Source organism: Aliivibrio fischeri, from assembly GCF_009727955.1.
GTDB classification, from domain to species: domain Bacteria; phylum Pseudomonadota; class Gammaproteobacteria; order Enterobacterales; family Vibrionaceae; genus Aliivibrio; species Aliivibrio fischeri_A.
In genome coordinates, this window is the sequence record NZ_WOBR01000013.1 from 111,375 (window position 1) to 126,821 (window position 15,447).

The 15,447-nt window shown below is 37.1% G+C and carries 12 protein-coding genes; 5 read left to right on the forward strand and 7 right to left on the reverse strand.

The features are described from left to right. Nucleotides 1-106: 106 nt before the first annotated feature. Nucleotides 107-1,159, forward strand: a complete 1,053-nt coding sequence (gene aroG / locus GNP81_RS17435) for a 3-deoxy-7-phosphoheptulonate synthase AroG (RefSeq protein ID WP_011263273.1) — start codon at nt 107-109, stop codon at nt 1,157-1,159. 50 nt (nt 1,160-1,209) lie between these two features. Here the strand turns inward: aroG and GNP81_RS17440 are convergent, their stop codons facing one another. Further along, a complete protein-coding gene (locus tag GNP81_RS17440) occupies nt 1,210-2,844 on the reverse strand; it encodes an ATP-dependent endonuclease (protein WP_155673995.1) in 1,635 nt (544 codons plus the stop codon). A gap of 226 nt (nt 2,845-3,070) precedes the next feature. On the opposite strand from GNP81_RS17440, the gene GNP81_RS17445 reads away from it, so the two are divergent. Further along, complete coding sequence (locus tag GNP81_RS17445; protein ID WP_155673994.1) at nt 3,071-4,810, forward strand: bifunctional metallophosphatase/5'-nucleotidase; 1,740 nt, start codon at nt 3,071-3,073, stop codon at nt 4,808-4,810. 461 nt (nt 4,811-5,271) lie between these two features. After that, nucleotides 5,272-5,460 carry a hypothetical protein gene (locus GNP81_RS17450; RefSeq protein WP_011263276.1) on the forward strand — a complete coding sequence of 63 codons (189 nt, stop codon included), beginning with the start codon at nt 5,272-5,274 and terminating at the stop codon, nt 5,458-5,460. Nucleotides 5,461-5,527: 67 nt separating this feature from the next. On the opposite strand, the gene GNP81_RS17455 is transcribed toward GNP81_RS17450, so the two are convergent. The 5 genes from GNP81_RS17455 to deoD all read right to left on the reverse strand — a co-directional run bounded on the left by GNP81_RS17455 (nt 5,528) and on the right by deoD (nt 11,930). Next, nucleotides 5,528-7,111, reverse strand: a complete 1,584-nt coding sequence (locus tag GNP81_RS17455; RefSeq protein WP_065604748.1) for a GGDEF domain-containing protein — start codon at nt 7,109-7,111, stop codon at nt 5,528-5,530. Between the two features lies 1 nt (nt 7,112). After that, on the reverse strand, nt 7,113-8,582 hold the full coding sequence (locus GNP81_RS17460) for an ATP-binding protein (RefSeq protein ID WP_236798247.1): 1,470 nt from the start codon (nt 8,580-8,582) through the stop codon (nt 7,113-7,115). A 121-nt stretch (nt 8,583-8,703) separates the two neighbouring features. Further along, nucleotides 8,704-9,684, reverse strand: a complete 981-nt coding sequence (locus GNP81_RS17465) for a sugar-binding transcriptional regulator (protein ID WP_005422467.1) — start codon at nt 9,682-9,684, stop codon at nt 8,704-8,706. A gap of 8 nt (nt 9,685-9,692) precedes the next feature. Beyond that, a complete protein-coding gene (locus tag GNP81_RS17470; RefSeq protein WP_336495472.1) occupies nt 9,693-11,162 on the reverse strand; it encodes a lactate dehydrogenase in 1,470 nt (489 codons plus the stop codon). Nucleotides 11,163-11,219: 57 nt separating this feature from the next. After that, the gene (deoD, locus tag GNP81_RS17475; RefSeq protein WP_005422471.1) at nt 11,220-11,930 is read right to left on the reverse strand and encodes a purine-nucleoside phosphorylase; all 711 of its coding nucleotides are present in this window, start codon (nt 11,928-11,930) and stop codon (nt 11,220-11,222) included. 333 nt (nt 11,931-12,263) lie between these two features. On the opposite strand from deoD, the gene GNP81_RS17480 reads away from it, so the two are divergent. Both GNP81_RS17480 and GNP81_RS17485 read left to right on the forward strand, forming a co-directional pair. Continuing rightward, the gene (locus GNP81_RS17480; RefSeq protein ID WP_155652604.1) at nt 12,264-12,926 is read left to right on the forward strand and encodes a potassium channel family protein; all 663 of its coding nucleotides are present in this window, start codon (nt 12,264-12,266) and stop codon (nt 12,924-12,926) included. Beyond that, the gene (locus tag GNP81_RS17485; protein ID WP_155673134.1) at nt 12,923-14,287 is read left to right on the forward strand and encodes a TrkH family potassium uptake protein; all 1,365 of its coding nucleotides are present in this window, start codon (nt 12,923-12,925) and stop codon (nt 14,285-14,287) included. The genes GNP81_RS17480 and GNP81_RS17485 overlap by 4 nt, the downstream gene beginning before the upstream one ends. 71 nt (nt 14,288-14,358) lie before the next feature. On the opposite strand, the gene GNP81_RS17490 is transcribed toward GNP81_RS17485, so the two are convergent. After that, nucleotides 14,359-15,432, reverse strand: a complete 1,074-nt coding sequence (locus tag GNP81_RS17490) for a mechanosensitive ion channel family protein (RefSeq protein ID WP_155673993.1) — start codon at nt 15,430-15,432, stop codon at nt 14,359-14,361. Nucleotides 15,433-15,447: the final 15 nt, after the last annotated feature.

Sequence of the window (15,447 nt, forward strand, 5' to 3'; positions counted from 1 at the left end):
ATATTAAATTAACCATTGCACAACAGAACAAGACACGTTACGTTAACAGAATGGAGAATAAAGATGCAGGAAGATAACCTGTATAACAGAGATGGAAGAATAAGCAATGTATCAAACTGATGATGTACGAATTAAACAAGTAAAAGAACTTTTACCGCCTGTTGCTGTACTAGAAAAATTTCCGACAACTGAAACGGCTGCTAAAACGGTGTTTCAGTCTCGTCAAGCTATTCATAATATTCTTCAAGGTGAAGATGATCGTCTTTTAGTCATTATAGGACCATGTTCTATTCATGATCCAAAAGCGGCACTAGAGTATGGTGAAAAGCTAAAAGTATTGCGTGATGAGTTGGGTGATCGTTTAGAAGTTGTGATGCGTGTTTATTTTGAAAAACCACGTACCACAGTTGGATGGAAAGGGTTAATCAATGACCCTTATATGGATGATTCATTTAAATTGAATGATGGTCTACGTATTGGTCGTAAATTGTTGCTTGATCTAACGGATATGGGCTTACCTACTGCTGGTGAATTTTTAGATATGATCACTCCGCAATACATGGGTGACCTAATCAGTTGGGGAGCAATTGGTGCTCGTACAACCGAATCTCAAGTTCACCGTGAACTTTCTTCTGGTCTTTCATGCCCTGTAGGATTTAAAAACGGTACTGATGGTAATATCAAGATTGCAACGGATGCTATTCGTTCAGCTGGTTCATCACACCACTTTTTATCAGTAACAAAATATGGTCATTCTGCAATCGTAGAAACAGCAGGGAATCCTGACTGTCATATTATTCTTCGTGGTGGTAAAGAGCCAAACTACAGCGCAGAACACGTTAAACCTGTTAAAGAGCAACTTGCAGCTTCTGGTTTACCGCAAAAAGTAATGATTGATTTCAGCCACGCAAACAGTTCAAAAGACTTTAAACGTCAAATGGTTGTTGCAGATGATGTTTGTGGTCAAATCTCAGGTGGTGAAGATGCCGTATTTGGTGTCATGATTGAAAGTCATTTAGTTGAAGGTCGCCAAGATTTAGTTAACGGCAAAGTAGAAACTTATGGTCAATCAATTACGGATGCTTGTATTGGTTGGGATGATACCGAAAAAGTACTTCGTCAATTAGCAGATTCAGTAACGGCACGACGTAATAAATAAGAGTTCTTTATAAAATATCAACGCCAACAGTCTATGCTGTTGGCGTTTTTTTATCCTTGTCCTTTTGCCATTGTAACCGTACGTTTTAATGTCCATCGCAGTAATAAAGGAATACTTTCAGGTCCCATCTCTTCACAATGTTCCACAATAGCTAATGCGACATCCGGTTTTGCGTATTTTTTTAGTGTTTTTACGATGATCTTTTTAGGTGGAACAGCTTGATCGGCTGAAATATTTGATAGTGTTCTGAATAATTCTTCAAAACCATGATGATATAAATAATGCTCGATGTCTTTATGAGGTAACTCGGTTAAACGGTGACGTTCGTGTTCGTTTTCGAGCTGACTTTTTACTGCAAAGGCGTATTTCTTCCCTGCAGGATCTCCATCCGTAACTACATGCCACTCGATATGAAGAGCTTTGGCCATTTTTATTAATGATTTTAATCCAGATTGAGCAAATTCAATGATTTGTACACCTTCCGCTGCAAGGTTGTAGCCAAGGATTCGAGCCATCTCATTAAATAACCATACTTCAGTTTCACCTTCAACAAGTAACCAACAGCGAGCAAATAAAGCATTAGAACGTTGAAATCGAATATGAAACGTAATCCGACGCAAGTCATCACGAGATAAACTCGTCGGGGTCAATGCGTAACTAGAAGTCGAGTCAGATTCTCTTACTAAACGTCTTATGGATGATAATGGAACGGCGCTAAGCAATTCACTGCTGTTTGTCGTAAGTATTTTTTGCATGGGAATGTGGTTAAGTAATGTCCATGCTTGAATTAATTGGGTTGGGTGAAGCCGACCTTCTGGATCTTCGACAATCATGACTGGTCGCGCCGATTGTTTTAATGTATTCGGTCCTTTTGCTCGTAAGTAGGTATTAAGCAAACCTAATAATAGTAATTTAGTCTGTTTACTTTGATTTTGATTTACAAATTGGTTTAAAGAAACACCTTCCGCTTTTTGCCCAAAGAATAAATCATCACGCATTTTATGTTGACCATGTCGTCTATGGTTTCTAAAAGAAAAGTAATGATCAACAAGAGATTGCATTGATTGTAAGGCACTTTTTATTTCGCCACTACTTACTTGCCCAGGAGCAGTTAATAGGCGTCGGCAGGTATTATTAATTCGTCGTTCAATTCGATCATCGGGAACATGGTCAGTAAAAGGACCAGGGCTAAGTCGGCGTGAGTCTCGGATCCGAATAACAGGATGTAACTTAATGAGCTCATAAACCAGGCATTCGATACGGTGATAACGTAATACATTACCATCTTTATCTAAAAAGGTACTTGAAGAAGTTATCTTTCCATCATTATTTGTCGCACTCACACGGTAGTAAATACGTTGTGTATTGTTATTTGTATCATGTTGCCACAGTGATGAAAGTTTTCTATATCGACCCGCTTTATGTTCGTTTTTTTCTGTGGTTTGCCAAGTAATAATGATTTGAATATGTTGATCTTGAGTATATGAAATAGAGTGGTCTTGGTGAAAATCTTTAAGTGTAAATTGATGTAGTTCGCCTGAAATGGGCAGGGCAATAGAAAGCGCATCAAGTAATGATGACTTGCCCCATGTATTTTCGCCTATCAAAGTGGTGAGTTGTTCAAAAGAAAGTGATAAGCGTTTAATGCCTCGAAATCCTGAAACTTCTATTCGTTCTAAGAGCATATGACTTCCTCATCAGATACTTGTATAAATAACTATATAGCATGTAACGAGAGTAAAGCATTATGGATATCACAATTATAGAATTGATTTTTTTGAATAAATTTCTTTGATAGTGCAATTTTCTTTATCTTCAAAAACGAAAGAGAACAATAAGTGATATGATAGTCGCAGATTGTTTGATGAAGCTTGTGCAATTGAGTTTTAAGGCTTCGAAAAGGGAAAGAAGATGAGTGATAAGCAAAGCAATAAATTAAGAGTTATGCATATTAATGATACGCACTCTTATTTTGATGAATCTGTAATTGCTTTGAATTGTGAAAGCGTTGATAAATTTTATATAAAGTGTGGTGGTTTTTCTCGATTATCACACCAAATGACTTTACTTAGTAATGAAATGAAAGCTGAGGGTGGCAATGTTGCGACTTATCATGCTGGAGATTGTTTTCAAGGGACACTCTACTTTTCTCTGTATAAAGGCAAGGCCAATGCTGAATTGCTTAACCAGTTACCGTTAGATGGTATGGTACTTGGCAATCATGAATTTGATTTAGGAAATGAATTAGTTAGTCATTTTGTCTCTCAGGTTAACTTTCCAATTTTAATGGGAAACTGGGATCTGAGTGAGGAAGACCAAAGCAAAGGTCAAAAACTAAAATATCAAGATAATGTGCTGTCTTATGATACAGAGCGTGAGATAGCAAATTATATGATTAAACATGCAGGCAATGTCGATATTGCTGTATTTGGTTTAACCATAGATAAAATGGATGTATTGGCGAGTCCAGATCCAGATACTCCATTTTTGAATGCGATTGAAACAGCGAAAAAAACCATTGAATATTTAAAAGTAAATGGAATTAATAATGTCATTATTATTAGTCATTTAGGATACGACGCTGATAAACAACTCGCTGAATCTCTTTCTGGAATCGATCTTATTGTTGGTGGGCACAGTCATGTATTACAGGGTGATTATGCTGATATTGGCTTAGAAAGTATCGCCTCATATGGTGAGAAGGTAAATAACACCTATATAGTTCAAGCTGGTTGCCATGCTTTAGCGTTAGGCTATTGTGATTTAGAGTACTCTGATAGTGGTGAGTTAATTTCGTTTAATGGACGAAATATGTTGTTATTGGACGATCTTGCTTATCAAGATAAGGCTTGTGAAGCTCCTATCGATGAAAAAAAACAAAAAGTGATATACAACACCTTGAATGAATTTATAGGCGCTGAATTTTGTTCAAAAGATCAAAAAATTGAAGAGCTACTGATCGATAAATACCGCGGTGAGGTTGTACGACTATCTCAACAAGTTATTGGACACTGTTCGATGGATTTATCTCATCGTAGGGTACCAAATGAGAAAGGGCAAAGTGATATTGCCCCTTGGGTTGTTGAGGCTTTTTATTCTAAAGCGCATCAAGTCGACAGTAGAGTACAGTTTGCTATGCACAATGCAGGTGGGGTTCGTTCTGGTTTAAATCAGGGAGCTATCACATATGCCGACATTGCCGGAAAAGTTTTGCCATTTGCAATCCCAATTGTCATTTATAGTATCAAAGGCAAATACCTTAAAGCTGCTATTGAAGGTGCAATAGATAATGCGACTAACAATGGGGTGATAGGAAGTGGCTCTGGAAGCTTTCCTTATGTATCACAATTAAGTTATCAATACGAAGCGTGTAATCCTGCTGGTCAGCGTATTACGGAGTTTGAAATATTTAACTCGATTTCAGGGTGGGAACCGGTGTTAGATGAGCAAATATATTATGGAACATCAACAGCTTATACCATAAAAGGGAAGGAAGGCTACGCTCCTTTACTTAATAAAGAAGATGAGGTTATAACAACCAATCTTTCAATGGCTGATTGCTTCATTGATTATTTAATGCATTACCCTAATTTAACAAAACCTAAGATGACACTAAATCGATATAATAAAAACACCACAGCTATTATTTAGTGGCATGCTAATTGCTTTTAAATAACTGAGATGAGTTGTACAGTTTTATAGGTAATAGCATGGACAGTGATTGGTCAGACAAATTGCTAGTCGTAAGCTGGGTGTTCGCTTGGGCATTAATTGTTTACTTCGTCCCTTTTGCAGGGTGACATTTAAAAGGCTTTCTAATTAATTAGGAAGCCTTTTTTATTAGCGTTAATAAAACTTATCCTTTAATGATGATATAAAAGTTATTATTGTCATATTTAGGTTAATTTAAATTGTTTTAATTATGTTAATTTGATTTTTTATTCATTGATTTTTGCAGATGATGTATTTTTATGCACTAATTCAAGCTATTGATTGATGTAATTTTTACATTAGGAAAACTAATATTACTTTGAAGAAAAAGTCATTTTTTGACCAGTAAATTAAGCTTTATTATGCGCTCATTGAAATTGATTAATTTAAGTGAGGCAATCATGGCACAAGCAGCAATGAACGTTAATAACATCGCTACTTCTTCACAAAAGAAGGCCTATTCAGTAAGTATCAAAGGATTGATTGCTCATCTTGTGGATGTGTTGTTTGGTAAAGACCAAACGGTATCTGCACAATATACATCTGAATTATCAGAGCACTTACAAAAAGATTTAGGTCTTTATCGTTAAGATATAGATGAAAGGAAAAAGCTAGCAGATGTGCTAGCTTTTTTTATGTCTGAATAAAGGTTATTGTTTAATAAGAGCATACCTTATTTTTCCCTGAGCGTTTTGCTTGATAAAGCGCTTTGTCTGCTCGAAGAAATGTAGCTTTATGATCTTCTTTATTTCTATTCCGTGTTAACCCGATACTAACGGTAATTGAGCGATCATTAAGTGTTTCTTGCCAGTCGTAATTTGCAATTTCTGAACGGCATTGTTCTGCGATTTTTTCCCCATGCTCAAGGTCACCTGAAGGAATAATAATAAGAAACTCTTCTCCTCCATAACGTAGTGTATAGTGAGAAGGTGATACTGAATTTTGCAAAATTTTACCAACTAGTTTTAATACAATATCGCCTTTTAAATGGGAATATTCATCATTTATTGATTTAAAATCATCGATATCAATAACCAATAACTGATAGTGTTTAACCGTAGGCAAAATCTCTTTTATAAACGTAGATTCAAACCATCTTCGGTTATATAGTTTCGTTAAACTGTCATGAAAAACATCTTGTTGTAACTTGGCTACCGTATCTTTTTGTTGGTCAGATACTTTCTTTAATTTTAAGTTTTCAGTTTCAGAAATATTCAAGCGTAATTGAAGTTCTAATCGAGTTAATCGTCTTAAAGAGTGACCACCAAGTTCATTAATTGGGAAGTTTTTGATTATTTCGACAGTTAACTGCTGTGCTTTTTTTTCACATTCAAGCGCGAGAGCAAAGTGTTTACAACTTGCTAGAGCATCGCTTTTCACTTCAAGTAATTGGCGAATATAGTAGCCATAAGAGTATTTTATTGTTCGCTTTAATTGATGTGAAATGATCACATCAGCTATTTCTCCACGCTGTTGTTTGATAAGACAGTAGGCCGATTCAACAGCAAATAATTTGTTTAACCAAGGAAAAGAGTGTTGGTCGCTATACTCTTGTCTATACTGTATCAGTAAGTTAAGTGCAGTTTCAGGGTGATTTTTAAGACGCAATAATTTCGCAGAATAAAGCAAAACTTGCGCTGTTAATTGAGGATCATCAGAAACGTATTTTAAAGCATAACACTCATCGAGAAGCTCTTTAGCTTTGGAAAGTCTTTTTAAATCGAGAAGGCAAGCAATCATGTATAATCGGTAACGAAGCGAAAGATTATTGCTATTAATACTGTTACTTAGTGCTTCTAATTTCTGATAATAGCGTAATGCCTTCAAATGATCGCCATAAATAGAGCATAAATTTCCGATCCCTAAAATAGCTTGTATATAAAACTCATTATCACCATATTCCACAGCGAGCTCTGAAAGCGAATGAAGGTATTTTAGTGCTTTTTGGTATTGTCCAATGTCAGTATAACGATAACTTAATGCTGAATATATTTGCAGCATTAATTCGATGTCTTTGGATGGATCTAATAGTAATAAAGCACGATGCAAATGTTGGATGCTGTTTGCAAGGTTATTGAATTCGACTTCATATTCAGAACTCATTAACAGAGCATATGCTTTTTCGGTTTTTGTTTCAGCAAAGTTGTCTACAATATATAGCCAAAACTCTAGGCATTGGTGTGTGTTTAGCTCTAATAAATTAATGTTATTTTCAGCTATTCGATTTAAAAGACTGTCCATATCATATTTCCATTGGTGTTTGAGAAGGCCGCACCGTCGCAAAATATTCCGTAATTGTGAAATAGTTAATCGTTGGAGAAGATGTCTCAAAAGAGTAACGTTGCCATGGGTAAGTGGTAAAAAGTGAGCTTAAAGAACGACAAATATCATCACATTTTTCTTTTGAGTCATTAAGCAGTAATAGCACTTCGTTATCACCTTTACGTGTTAGTAAATCACCGTGTTTACAGTAGTGGTGGATAAGACTTGTAATGGTATCAAGTTTTTCTTCAGAGTTTTCAATAATACTTATAACATGATGATTTTTAAGATCATTAGAATTATAAATAGAAGATAAATGCTGTGCCCATTTATTAAAAGGCTGCAAATATATGAGAGCAGATATGCTATTTAATTCTAATTGCAATTGGATCCGATTAATTAGTTTTCTTGCTCTAGAATCAAGTTGTTCTTTTGATGAATTAGATTTATCGCGGCCTAAACTATTGGATTGTTCTTGTAATAAAGCAATTTCATATTGTCGATAACGTTTATAAGAATAAAGTGCATGTTCATAATCGTTAGTTAATTCAGCAATTCGTGATTGTTCTAGACAAATTTGAGAACGTAACTCTCCTTTATCAAATTGCTCAGCAATTAACTCTGCTTCGGTTAATAATTCATAGGCTGGCAGATAATGAGACTGAGCCGAAGCGACTCTTGCTAAGCTAATAGAAGAGTGTGCCATCATCCAAGTTAATTGATGTTGTTGAGCCAGTTGATAGGCGTAGCTGCAGCTTTGTTGAGCCAAGCTCAAATCGTTCAAGCCAAGAAATGCTAAGCCTCTAAAATCATAGATTTCAGCTTTCCATGTCAAGTTGGAATGATGAACAAGTAACTCTTCTGATTTTATTAGAATAGGCAGCATCTCTTGATAGTTACCAAGTAGGTAGTTATCCCAAGCTTGTAATATATAGGCTTTGGCTTCGAGGTGAGGGATCCGATAAAATTTGGCTCTTTGTGCGGCAATCTCATGAGCAAAATTAGCGTCATTAAGATTATTTGTCATGCGCCAAATATTTCCTAATCCAATAAGTGCTTCAATTTCTATCTCATTGTCACCAAGCAACGAAGCTTGTTCTAGTGCTTGAATCCAAAATTGTTGTGCACTAAACAGTTTGGCTTGGCCCCATGAATGAGATGCCAAAACATGTAGAATCTTAGGTAAGAGATCATCATCTTCAAGTTCTTGATGTATATGCAACAATTCACGGGCAATTTTGAAACCAATAGGGTATTGCATTAAATGCCAATGAGCTAAAGAAATGATAAGTTTTGAATAAGCTTCGCCATATTTGAAGTGCATTTGTTCTGCACGAACTAATAAGGTTTCCGCATCAGATTTAATTTTATCAGCGTTATCTATGCAAGATTCTAATTGTGACTCTAATAGCTTAAGAGCGGAAATAATGGTTCTTTTTGATTGGTTCACAGTGGTATTCCTTACTTCATGACATCAATATAATCTTGCTAATCTATTGATGTCACGAACTAAATTATAGAACTGCGATCGTGCTACGGTATGTTATATTGTGAAAGGAAATAAGTGCGGGCTACTCTTCATTTTCTGCTAAATTCAATAAAGCCATGGCGCAACTTACACTGGTCGCAAGTACATCAATAACACCGGTACGTAAAGCTCCCATGATTGATAAGGCTTTACGACTTTCACTTGCCATTGCGACCACATTTGGGATTTGGCGAAGGTCTTCCATTTCAAGGCCTATAACACGACCTCGCATAAGAGTGTCTGCGTCCGTACCATCAAGCTTGAAGAAATCAAAACCGCCAATATCACCAACGATGCCATCGTTTAATCGGGCTTCAACAAATTCTTTAGGTGTGAAGAATCCGAGTTTGACCATATGGCTATTTTCATCCATATCTCCAATACCAACTAAGGCAAATTCAGCTTTTCTAGCTTGGCTTAATGTCTCTTTAATGGTGGCATGTTCCATAAATGCCGATCGTAAGCTTGGATCATTTACATAAGCTGGAGCGTATAAGGTTTCGCTGCTTCCACCGTATTTTTTTGCTAGACGACGGCAGATATGATCTGCATTAATAATATCACCACTGCGGTGGGTTCCACCAATCGCTGATACGAAGCGAGCATTACGCTGTGTAACAATGCCTGCGTGATCTGCTACTGCTGCAACATTCTGGCCTTGACCAACAGCAACAGCCATTCCTTCTTGTAAGTTATTGTTAAGGTAGGAACTTACAAGTGCTGCAACTTGTTTTCGCTGTTCATTTGTATTGGGTTGATCTAACGAAATTAATGCACGTTTTAGGTTGAATTTTTCAACCAGTTTTTGTTCAAGCTGAACACTGTATACAGGGTGAAATTTTACGGTTATTTCAACAATGCCTTCTTCTCGCGCCTTTCTTAGCATGCGACCAACTTTCGCTCGAGATAAACCAAACTTTTTTGATATCTCTTCCTGAGTTGCGCCTTCTTGATAATAAAGAATCGCAATTTCAGTCAACATATCTGTGTTTTCTGTTTGATCTTGAGAGGGTGACATCGTCATAACTTGTCCTAACTTAATAATTCTGCAAGTGTAATTGGTTTTGATATTAACCCTAACTTTTGTGCCGGAGTTATGCCTAGTTTATCTTGATGACATAAATTATGCCAAGCTCTAAAAATATCTAATAGAGGAAGTAAGCTTGCAGGACGTAGTTTGCGTCTTGGTTCATTAACTAAATTGGTAAATTGGTTATAGAAACGAGTTTGATATTCATTAGCAACGGTCGCTGATGCTCGTTTTAGCCAATACGCCTCATTATGTTCTGCACCATTTAAGTGGCATATACCTTTATGCTGTCCGTTAATTTCTGTAAATGCCCAGCGATCACGCCACCAACCTACGAGATGTATATCGATCTTATTACCACTTTCTTGAGTTGGAAACGCAATATCTTGAGTCACATAGAGTAGGTCAATACTATTCTCTTTGATTCGCTCTAAAAAGATAGACATAGCGGCAGAACGAAGCATAGGTTCTTGCGGCATATAGATTTCAATAGAATCGCAATGTGAGAATGCTTTTTGAATTTCTAAAAAATGCGCATGCGAAGTATAAGGAGGACGAATTATCGCTCCTTTAGAAGGGTAATTGAGAGAGACGTAATTACCCAGCGGATCTTCAACATTCGCACGCGCTAAAATTTCTTGATACTTATGATCAACACGTTTGAATATGGATTTTGAGCCAATGGATGGTTGTGAATTGGCTTCATTAACAAACGTATTTGATAAATATTGTGCGTTTTCTTGGAAAGGGTCGTGATCCAACAGTGTGCCAGGTTCATCGGTTTCCGAGTAATTGATATGTTGTGCAATGACATATCCAGAGTTTACTTCTGCACTGGCATACCAAAACACACCGTTATTGCTCAGTGGTTGCAGTGGGGTAGCATTAGAAGCAAGTTGGATACTTGTTCTATCATGCTGAAGTCTTGAGTCAAATAATGACATATGACGACGGCAACGACTGGCAATCTGATTGATATGATCGTAAAAGGTTTTAGGATTTATATGTAATCGTCGGCAAATTTCACGAACGGAATAACCAGTAAATAAAAAACCTAAAAGCTTTTGTTGAATAAGACTCTTTTGGTTTTCGCCAGACCATTTATCTACAAAGGTAGACGCACAAGATTTGCAGCGATAGCGTTGTCTATCACCACTGTAACCAAATGCATGATAAAGCTCACGATGGGTTAGCACATCAAAACCAAAATGTTCGCATTCTGAATTATTGCAAGAGGGCAAGGAGTGTGATTGAACTTGTTGTTGACGAGCAAGTTCGTTCAATACCTCTTGGTTATTGATTAAGGGAGGAAAAGCACCACATTTCCGGCAAACTAATGCAGGTCGCTTAGGGTTCGTACGTTGAACTAAATAATGTTGTTCATCGCTATCACCAAAATTGTCACACGCCAATGTTTTACAAAAATTGAGTTGTAACCCTTTAGCAGCCAACGGCAGTTTTTCAGTCGGCACTAGACTCCCCTTATAGATTTTATGGCGCCAGAATTGATGACTGGCGCAAACATCTGATTACAGTTTGATTGCAGTTTCTAATGCAACTGTCATCATGTCATTAAATGATTTTTGACGGTCTTCAGAGCTTAATTTCTCACCACGTTTAATGTGATCAGAAACAGTAAGGATAGTTAGTGCTTTTGCTCCTAGGTCAGCAGCCACACCATAAATGCCAGCCGCTTCCATATCAACACCAAGGATGCCTAATTTTTCCATTTTGTCGAACAGATCAGCTTCTGGTGAGTAGAAAAGGTCAGCAGAGAATACATTACCAACTTTAACTGGAACATTAAGCTCACGAGCTTGACCAACAGCTGTCTCTAGTAGACCAAAATCAGCAATTGCAGCGAAGTCATGATTGTTAAAGCGGATACGGTTAACTTTAGAGTCAGTTGATGCGCCCATACCGATAACAACATCCATCAGTTTAACGTCATCGTGTACCGCACCACAGCTACCTACACGAATTACGTTTTTAACACCATATTCAGCGATTAACTCGTGAACATAGATACAACATGAAGGGATACCCATACCGTGGCCCATTACAGATACTTTTTTACCTTTGTAAGTACCTGTGTAACCGAACATATTACGTACGTCACATACTTGCTTTACATCTTCTAGGAAGTTTTCAGCAATGAATTTTGCACGAAGAGGATCACCAGGCATTAGAACTGTTTCTGCGAAATCACCAGCTTGAGCATTAATGTGTGGGGTAGCCATAATAAGGTCTCCAGTTTACAAATAAAAATTGAGTGTAACTAAAATTGTTGAACATTCCTGTTCGATATGTGGCTATTTTAGGCCTATATTTTAAGGTGTCATGAGATTGGTGTCACATTTTCTACCTGATTCTACATTATTTCCATAATTGATAACTAATTTTGTTGAAACTTAAGGGGCAATCGCATTCTTTTCGGCTATCTTAGTTTTAATACTTGGAATGGTTTTCTTATAACCGATCCTTAATTAGATTGAACTTATGGCGTTCGAAGAGGATGATGCTCTTTGAGGGTAATTCCCCTTAGTGTCATTAATAGTAAAGTGAGTAAATTGATGAAAGCAGAAAATAAACAATATGCAGTAATTGGATTAGGTCGCTTTGGACTTACGGTGTGCGAAGAGTTGCATCAGTATGGCTCTCAGGTTTTAGCCATTGATATAAATGAAGAGCGTGTTAAGAAGGCAATGGACTTTGTCTCTACCGCTATTGTTGCTAACTGTGCAAGTGAAGAGACAGTTGCAGAGCTTAAACTTGATGACTATGACATGGTTATGGTTGCAATTGGTTCAGATATTAATGCCAGTATATTAACCACTTTAGTATTGAAAGAGGCCGGTGTTAAGACAGTTTGGGTTAAGGCGAATGATAAGTTTCATGCCAAAATCTTAACGAAGATAGGGGCAGACCATATTATTATGCCTGAGCGAGATATGGGGGTTCGGGTTGCTCGTAAAATGCTAGACAGACGCGTGTTTGAATTCCATGAACTTGGTAGTGGATTGGCTATGACTGAGATTGTTATTGGTGGACAAAATATGGGTAAGTCATTAGGGCAATTGGATTTTTGTCAAATGTCTGATGTAAAAGTACTTGCAATAAAGCGCGGGCCAGAAATTGAAACGGCACCAGATTGGAGTAAAGAATTAGAGATTGGCGATATTTTGATTATCGTTGGACCTGAAGTTCAATTAGCTAAAAAAATTAGAACGTTATGAGTTATTTACCTAAAAGAGGGTTATATCCTCTTCAGCATAATAATGAAGAGAAAGGGGGGTCTGAACCAAAGATTATCCTTTCTTCATTTTTGGCTATTCTATTACCATCTGCATTGCTTTTAACTTTGCCTGTATTTTCTGTTACAGGCTTAAGCTTTATGGATGCGTTGTTTACAGCAACATCTGCCATCAGCGTAACGGGCTTAGGTGTGGTAGATACGGGAACCCATTTCACAACTAGTGGCAAAATTGTCTTAATGTTTTTAATGCAGATTGGTGGATTAGGTCAAATGACCTTGTCTGCTGTTCTACTGTATATATTCGGTTTAAGGTTGAGTTTACGTCAACAAGCCTTAGCAAAAGAGGCATTAGGACAAGAAAAGAAAGTGAATTTAAGAAAGTTGATTAAAGGCATTATTTGTTTTGCTTTAATTGCAGAATTGATTGGAATGATAGTACTTTCCTTCCGCTGGGTACCAGAGTTTGGTATTGCGGAAGGCTTGTTCTATGCTGCGTTTCATTCTGTGTCAGCATTTAACAATGCCGGATTTTCACTTTTCTCTGATAGTTTAATGGGTTACGTTGGAGACCCTCTGGTCATTTTTACGCTCTCATTATTATTTATTGGTGGTGGTTTAGGTTTTACCGTCATTGTTGATTTGGTTAAGAATGGCTCAAAAGGATTCAAGCGCTTACAGTTACACACCAAGATAATGTTAATTGCAACGCCAACATTGCTGTTAGTTGGGACATTGTTTTTTTATATCTTAGAATATCAAAATCCTAATACACTTGGTGCATTATCCAGTGGTGATAAATGGTTAGCTGCATTTTTTCAATCGGCAAGTGCTCGAACAGCGGGTTTCAACAGTGTTGATTTAACTCAGTTCACTCAACCAGCCTTGTTAATTATGATCATATTGATGTTGATTGGTGCAGGTTCAACATCGACTGGGGGTGGTCTAAAAGTTTCAACAATTACGGTTGCCGCAGTAGCTACATGGACATTTTTACGTCAAAAGAAAAATGTGGTGATGTTTAAGAGAACCATTGGTTGGCCAATAGTAACTAAATCGTTAGCCATTATTGTTGTTAGTGGTTCACTATTAGCAATAGCAATGTTTTCGCTAATGCTCACTGAAAAAGCAGGGTTTGATAAAGTCATGTTTGAGGTTATTTCTGCCTTTGCTACTGTGGGGTTAACAGCAGGTTTAACTGCTGAGTTATCTGAACCTGGTAAGTTCATTATGGTCATCGTTATGATTATAGGTCGTATCGGTCCCTTAACTTTAGCTTACATGCTTGCAAGACCTGAAGTGTCGAGGGTGAAATATCCTGAAGAGAATGTACTGACGGGGTAATAATACCAATCCATACAAAGAAAAGGCATACAAAATAATGTATGCCTTTTTTATGTTTTCAGATTATGTTTTTATTCAGAAGGTATCTGTTCAACTTTTAGAGTTTGTGTAGGGAAGGCTATTTCAGCATTATTTTGAGCAATAATATCCCCAATCTTGATCAGTACGTCTTGTTTTACTTTATGGTATTCAATCCAATTGATTGTTTTAGTGAAGGTATAAACTAATAAGTCTAAAGACGAAGGACCAAACCCGTTAAAGTTCACAATGAGTGTCTGGTTACTGTCGATATCATTATGCTCTTGTAACATGGTTTTTATTTCATCAACTATGCGCTCAATGCTATGAATATCATCATATCTAATGCCAATATCTTCTTTAATTCGACGATTAAGCATGCGTGATGGGTTTTCTACGACAATATTGCTAAATACAGAGTTAGGGACATAAAGAGGGCGCTTATCAAAGGTTCTTATTACCGTCATACGCCAACCAATTCTTTCAACTGTTCCTTCTAAAGAACGATCAGGAGAACGAATCCAATCACCAACTTTGAATGGGCGGTCAAAATAAATCATCATTCCACCAAAGAAATTCGAGAGAAGATCTTTAGCGGCTAGACCGACGACTAAGCCACCAACACCACCAAAGGTGAGTAGACCTGATAAACTCAGTCCAACCCCTTGCATTAAAGAGAGAACGCCTAAGGTGATAAAAATAAGGCGTACTACTTTGCCAAGAGCTAAAACAGTGGTTTCGTCATGTTTAGGGTTCGTTAAAAATTGTTTTTCAATTAAGCTTGTTAACCTTAATGCAGACCAAATGAAACCCCATATTAAAATAAATACTTGTAACTCAGGAAGCCATGTCGAACTGAAATGAGTCTGAGTTGACAGTAAAATCTTAAGTGATGCCGTAGCAGGCCAAAGCCAAATAACAAGAGTTACAGGAGCGGAGATAGCGGTAATAACAGCATCGTCCCAAGGTAGTTGAGTTTTTGCTGCAATATGATGAAGGCGTCTAATGATTACTCGCCAAGATAGCCAAAGAAATGCACTAAATAGAGTGATCACGATAATATTTTGTGCCCAATCGTGATCTTTAAACTCTAAAAGCGTATTCCACCAATCAAGGAAACGTGTCATTGAAAGTTCTCTTTT

Bases quoted from the DNA above. Each gene is read 5' to 3' on its own strand.
- aroG (WP_011263273.1), top strand. From the start codon at position 107: ATGTATCAAACTGATGATGTACGAATTAAACAAGTAAAAGAACTTTTA.
- GNP81_RS17440 (WP_155673995.1), bottom strand. From the start codon at position 2,844: ATGCTCTTAGAACGAATAGAAGTTTCAGGATTTCGAGGCATTAAACGC.
- GNP81_RS17445 (WP_155673994.1), top strand. From the start codon at position 3,071: ATGAGTGATAAGCAAAGCAATAAATTAAGAGTTATGCATATTAATGAT.
- GNP81_RS17450 (WP_011263276.1), top strand. From the start codon at position 5,272: ATGGCACAAGCAGCAATGAACGTTAATAACATCGCTACTTCTTCACAA.
- GNP81_RS17455 (WP_065604748.1), bottom strand. From the start codon at position 7,111: ATGGACAGTCTTTTAAATCGAATAGCTGAAAATAACATTAATTTATTA.
- GNP81_RS17465 (WP_005422467.1), bottom strand. From the start codon at position 9,684: ATGACGATGTCACCCTCTCAAGATCAAACAGAAAACACAGATATGTTG.
- deoD (WP_005422471.1), bottom strand. From the start codon at position 11,930: ATGGCTACCCCACACATTAATGCTCAAGCTGGTGATTTCGCAGAAACA.
- GNP81_RS17480 (WP_155652604.1), top strand. From the start codon at position 12,264: ATGAAAGCAGAAAATAAACAATATGCAGTAATTGGATTAGGTCGCTTT.
- GNP81_RS17485 (WP_155673134.1), top strand. From the start codon at position 12,923: ATGAGTTATTTACCTAAAAGAGGGTTATATCCTCTTCAGCATAATAAT.
- GNP81_RS17490 (WP_155673993.1), bottom strand. From the start codon at position 15,432: ATGACACGTTTCCTTGATTGGTGGAATACGCTTTTAGAGTTTAAAGAT.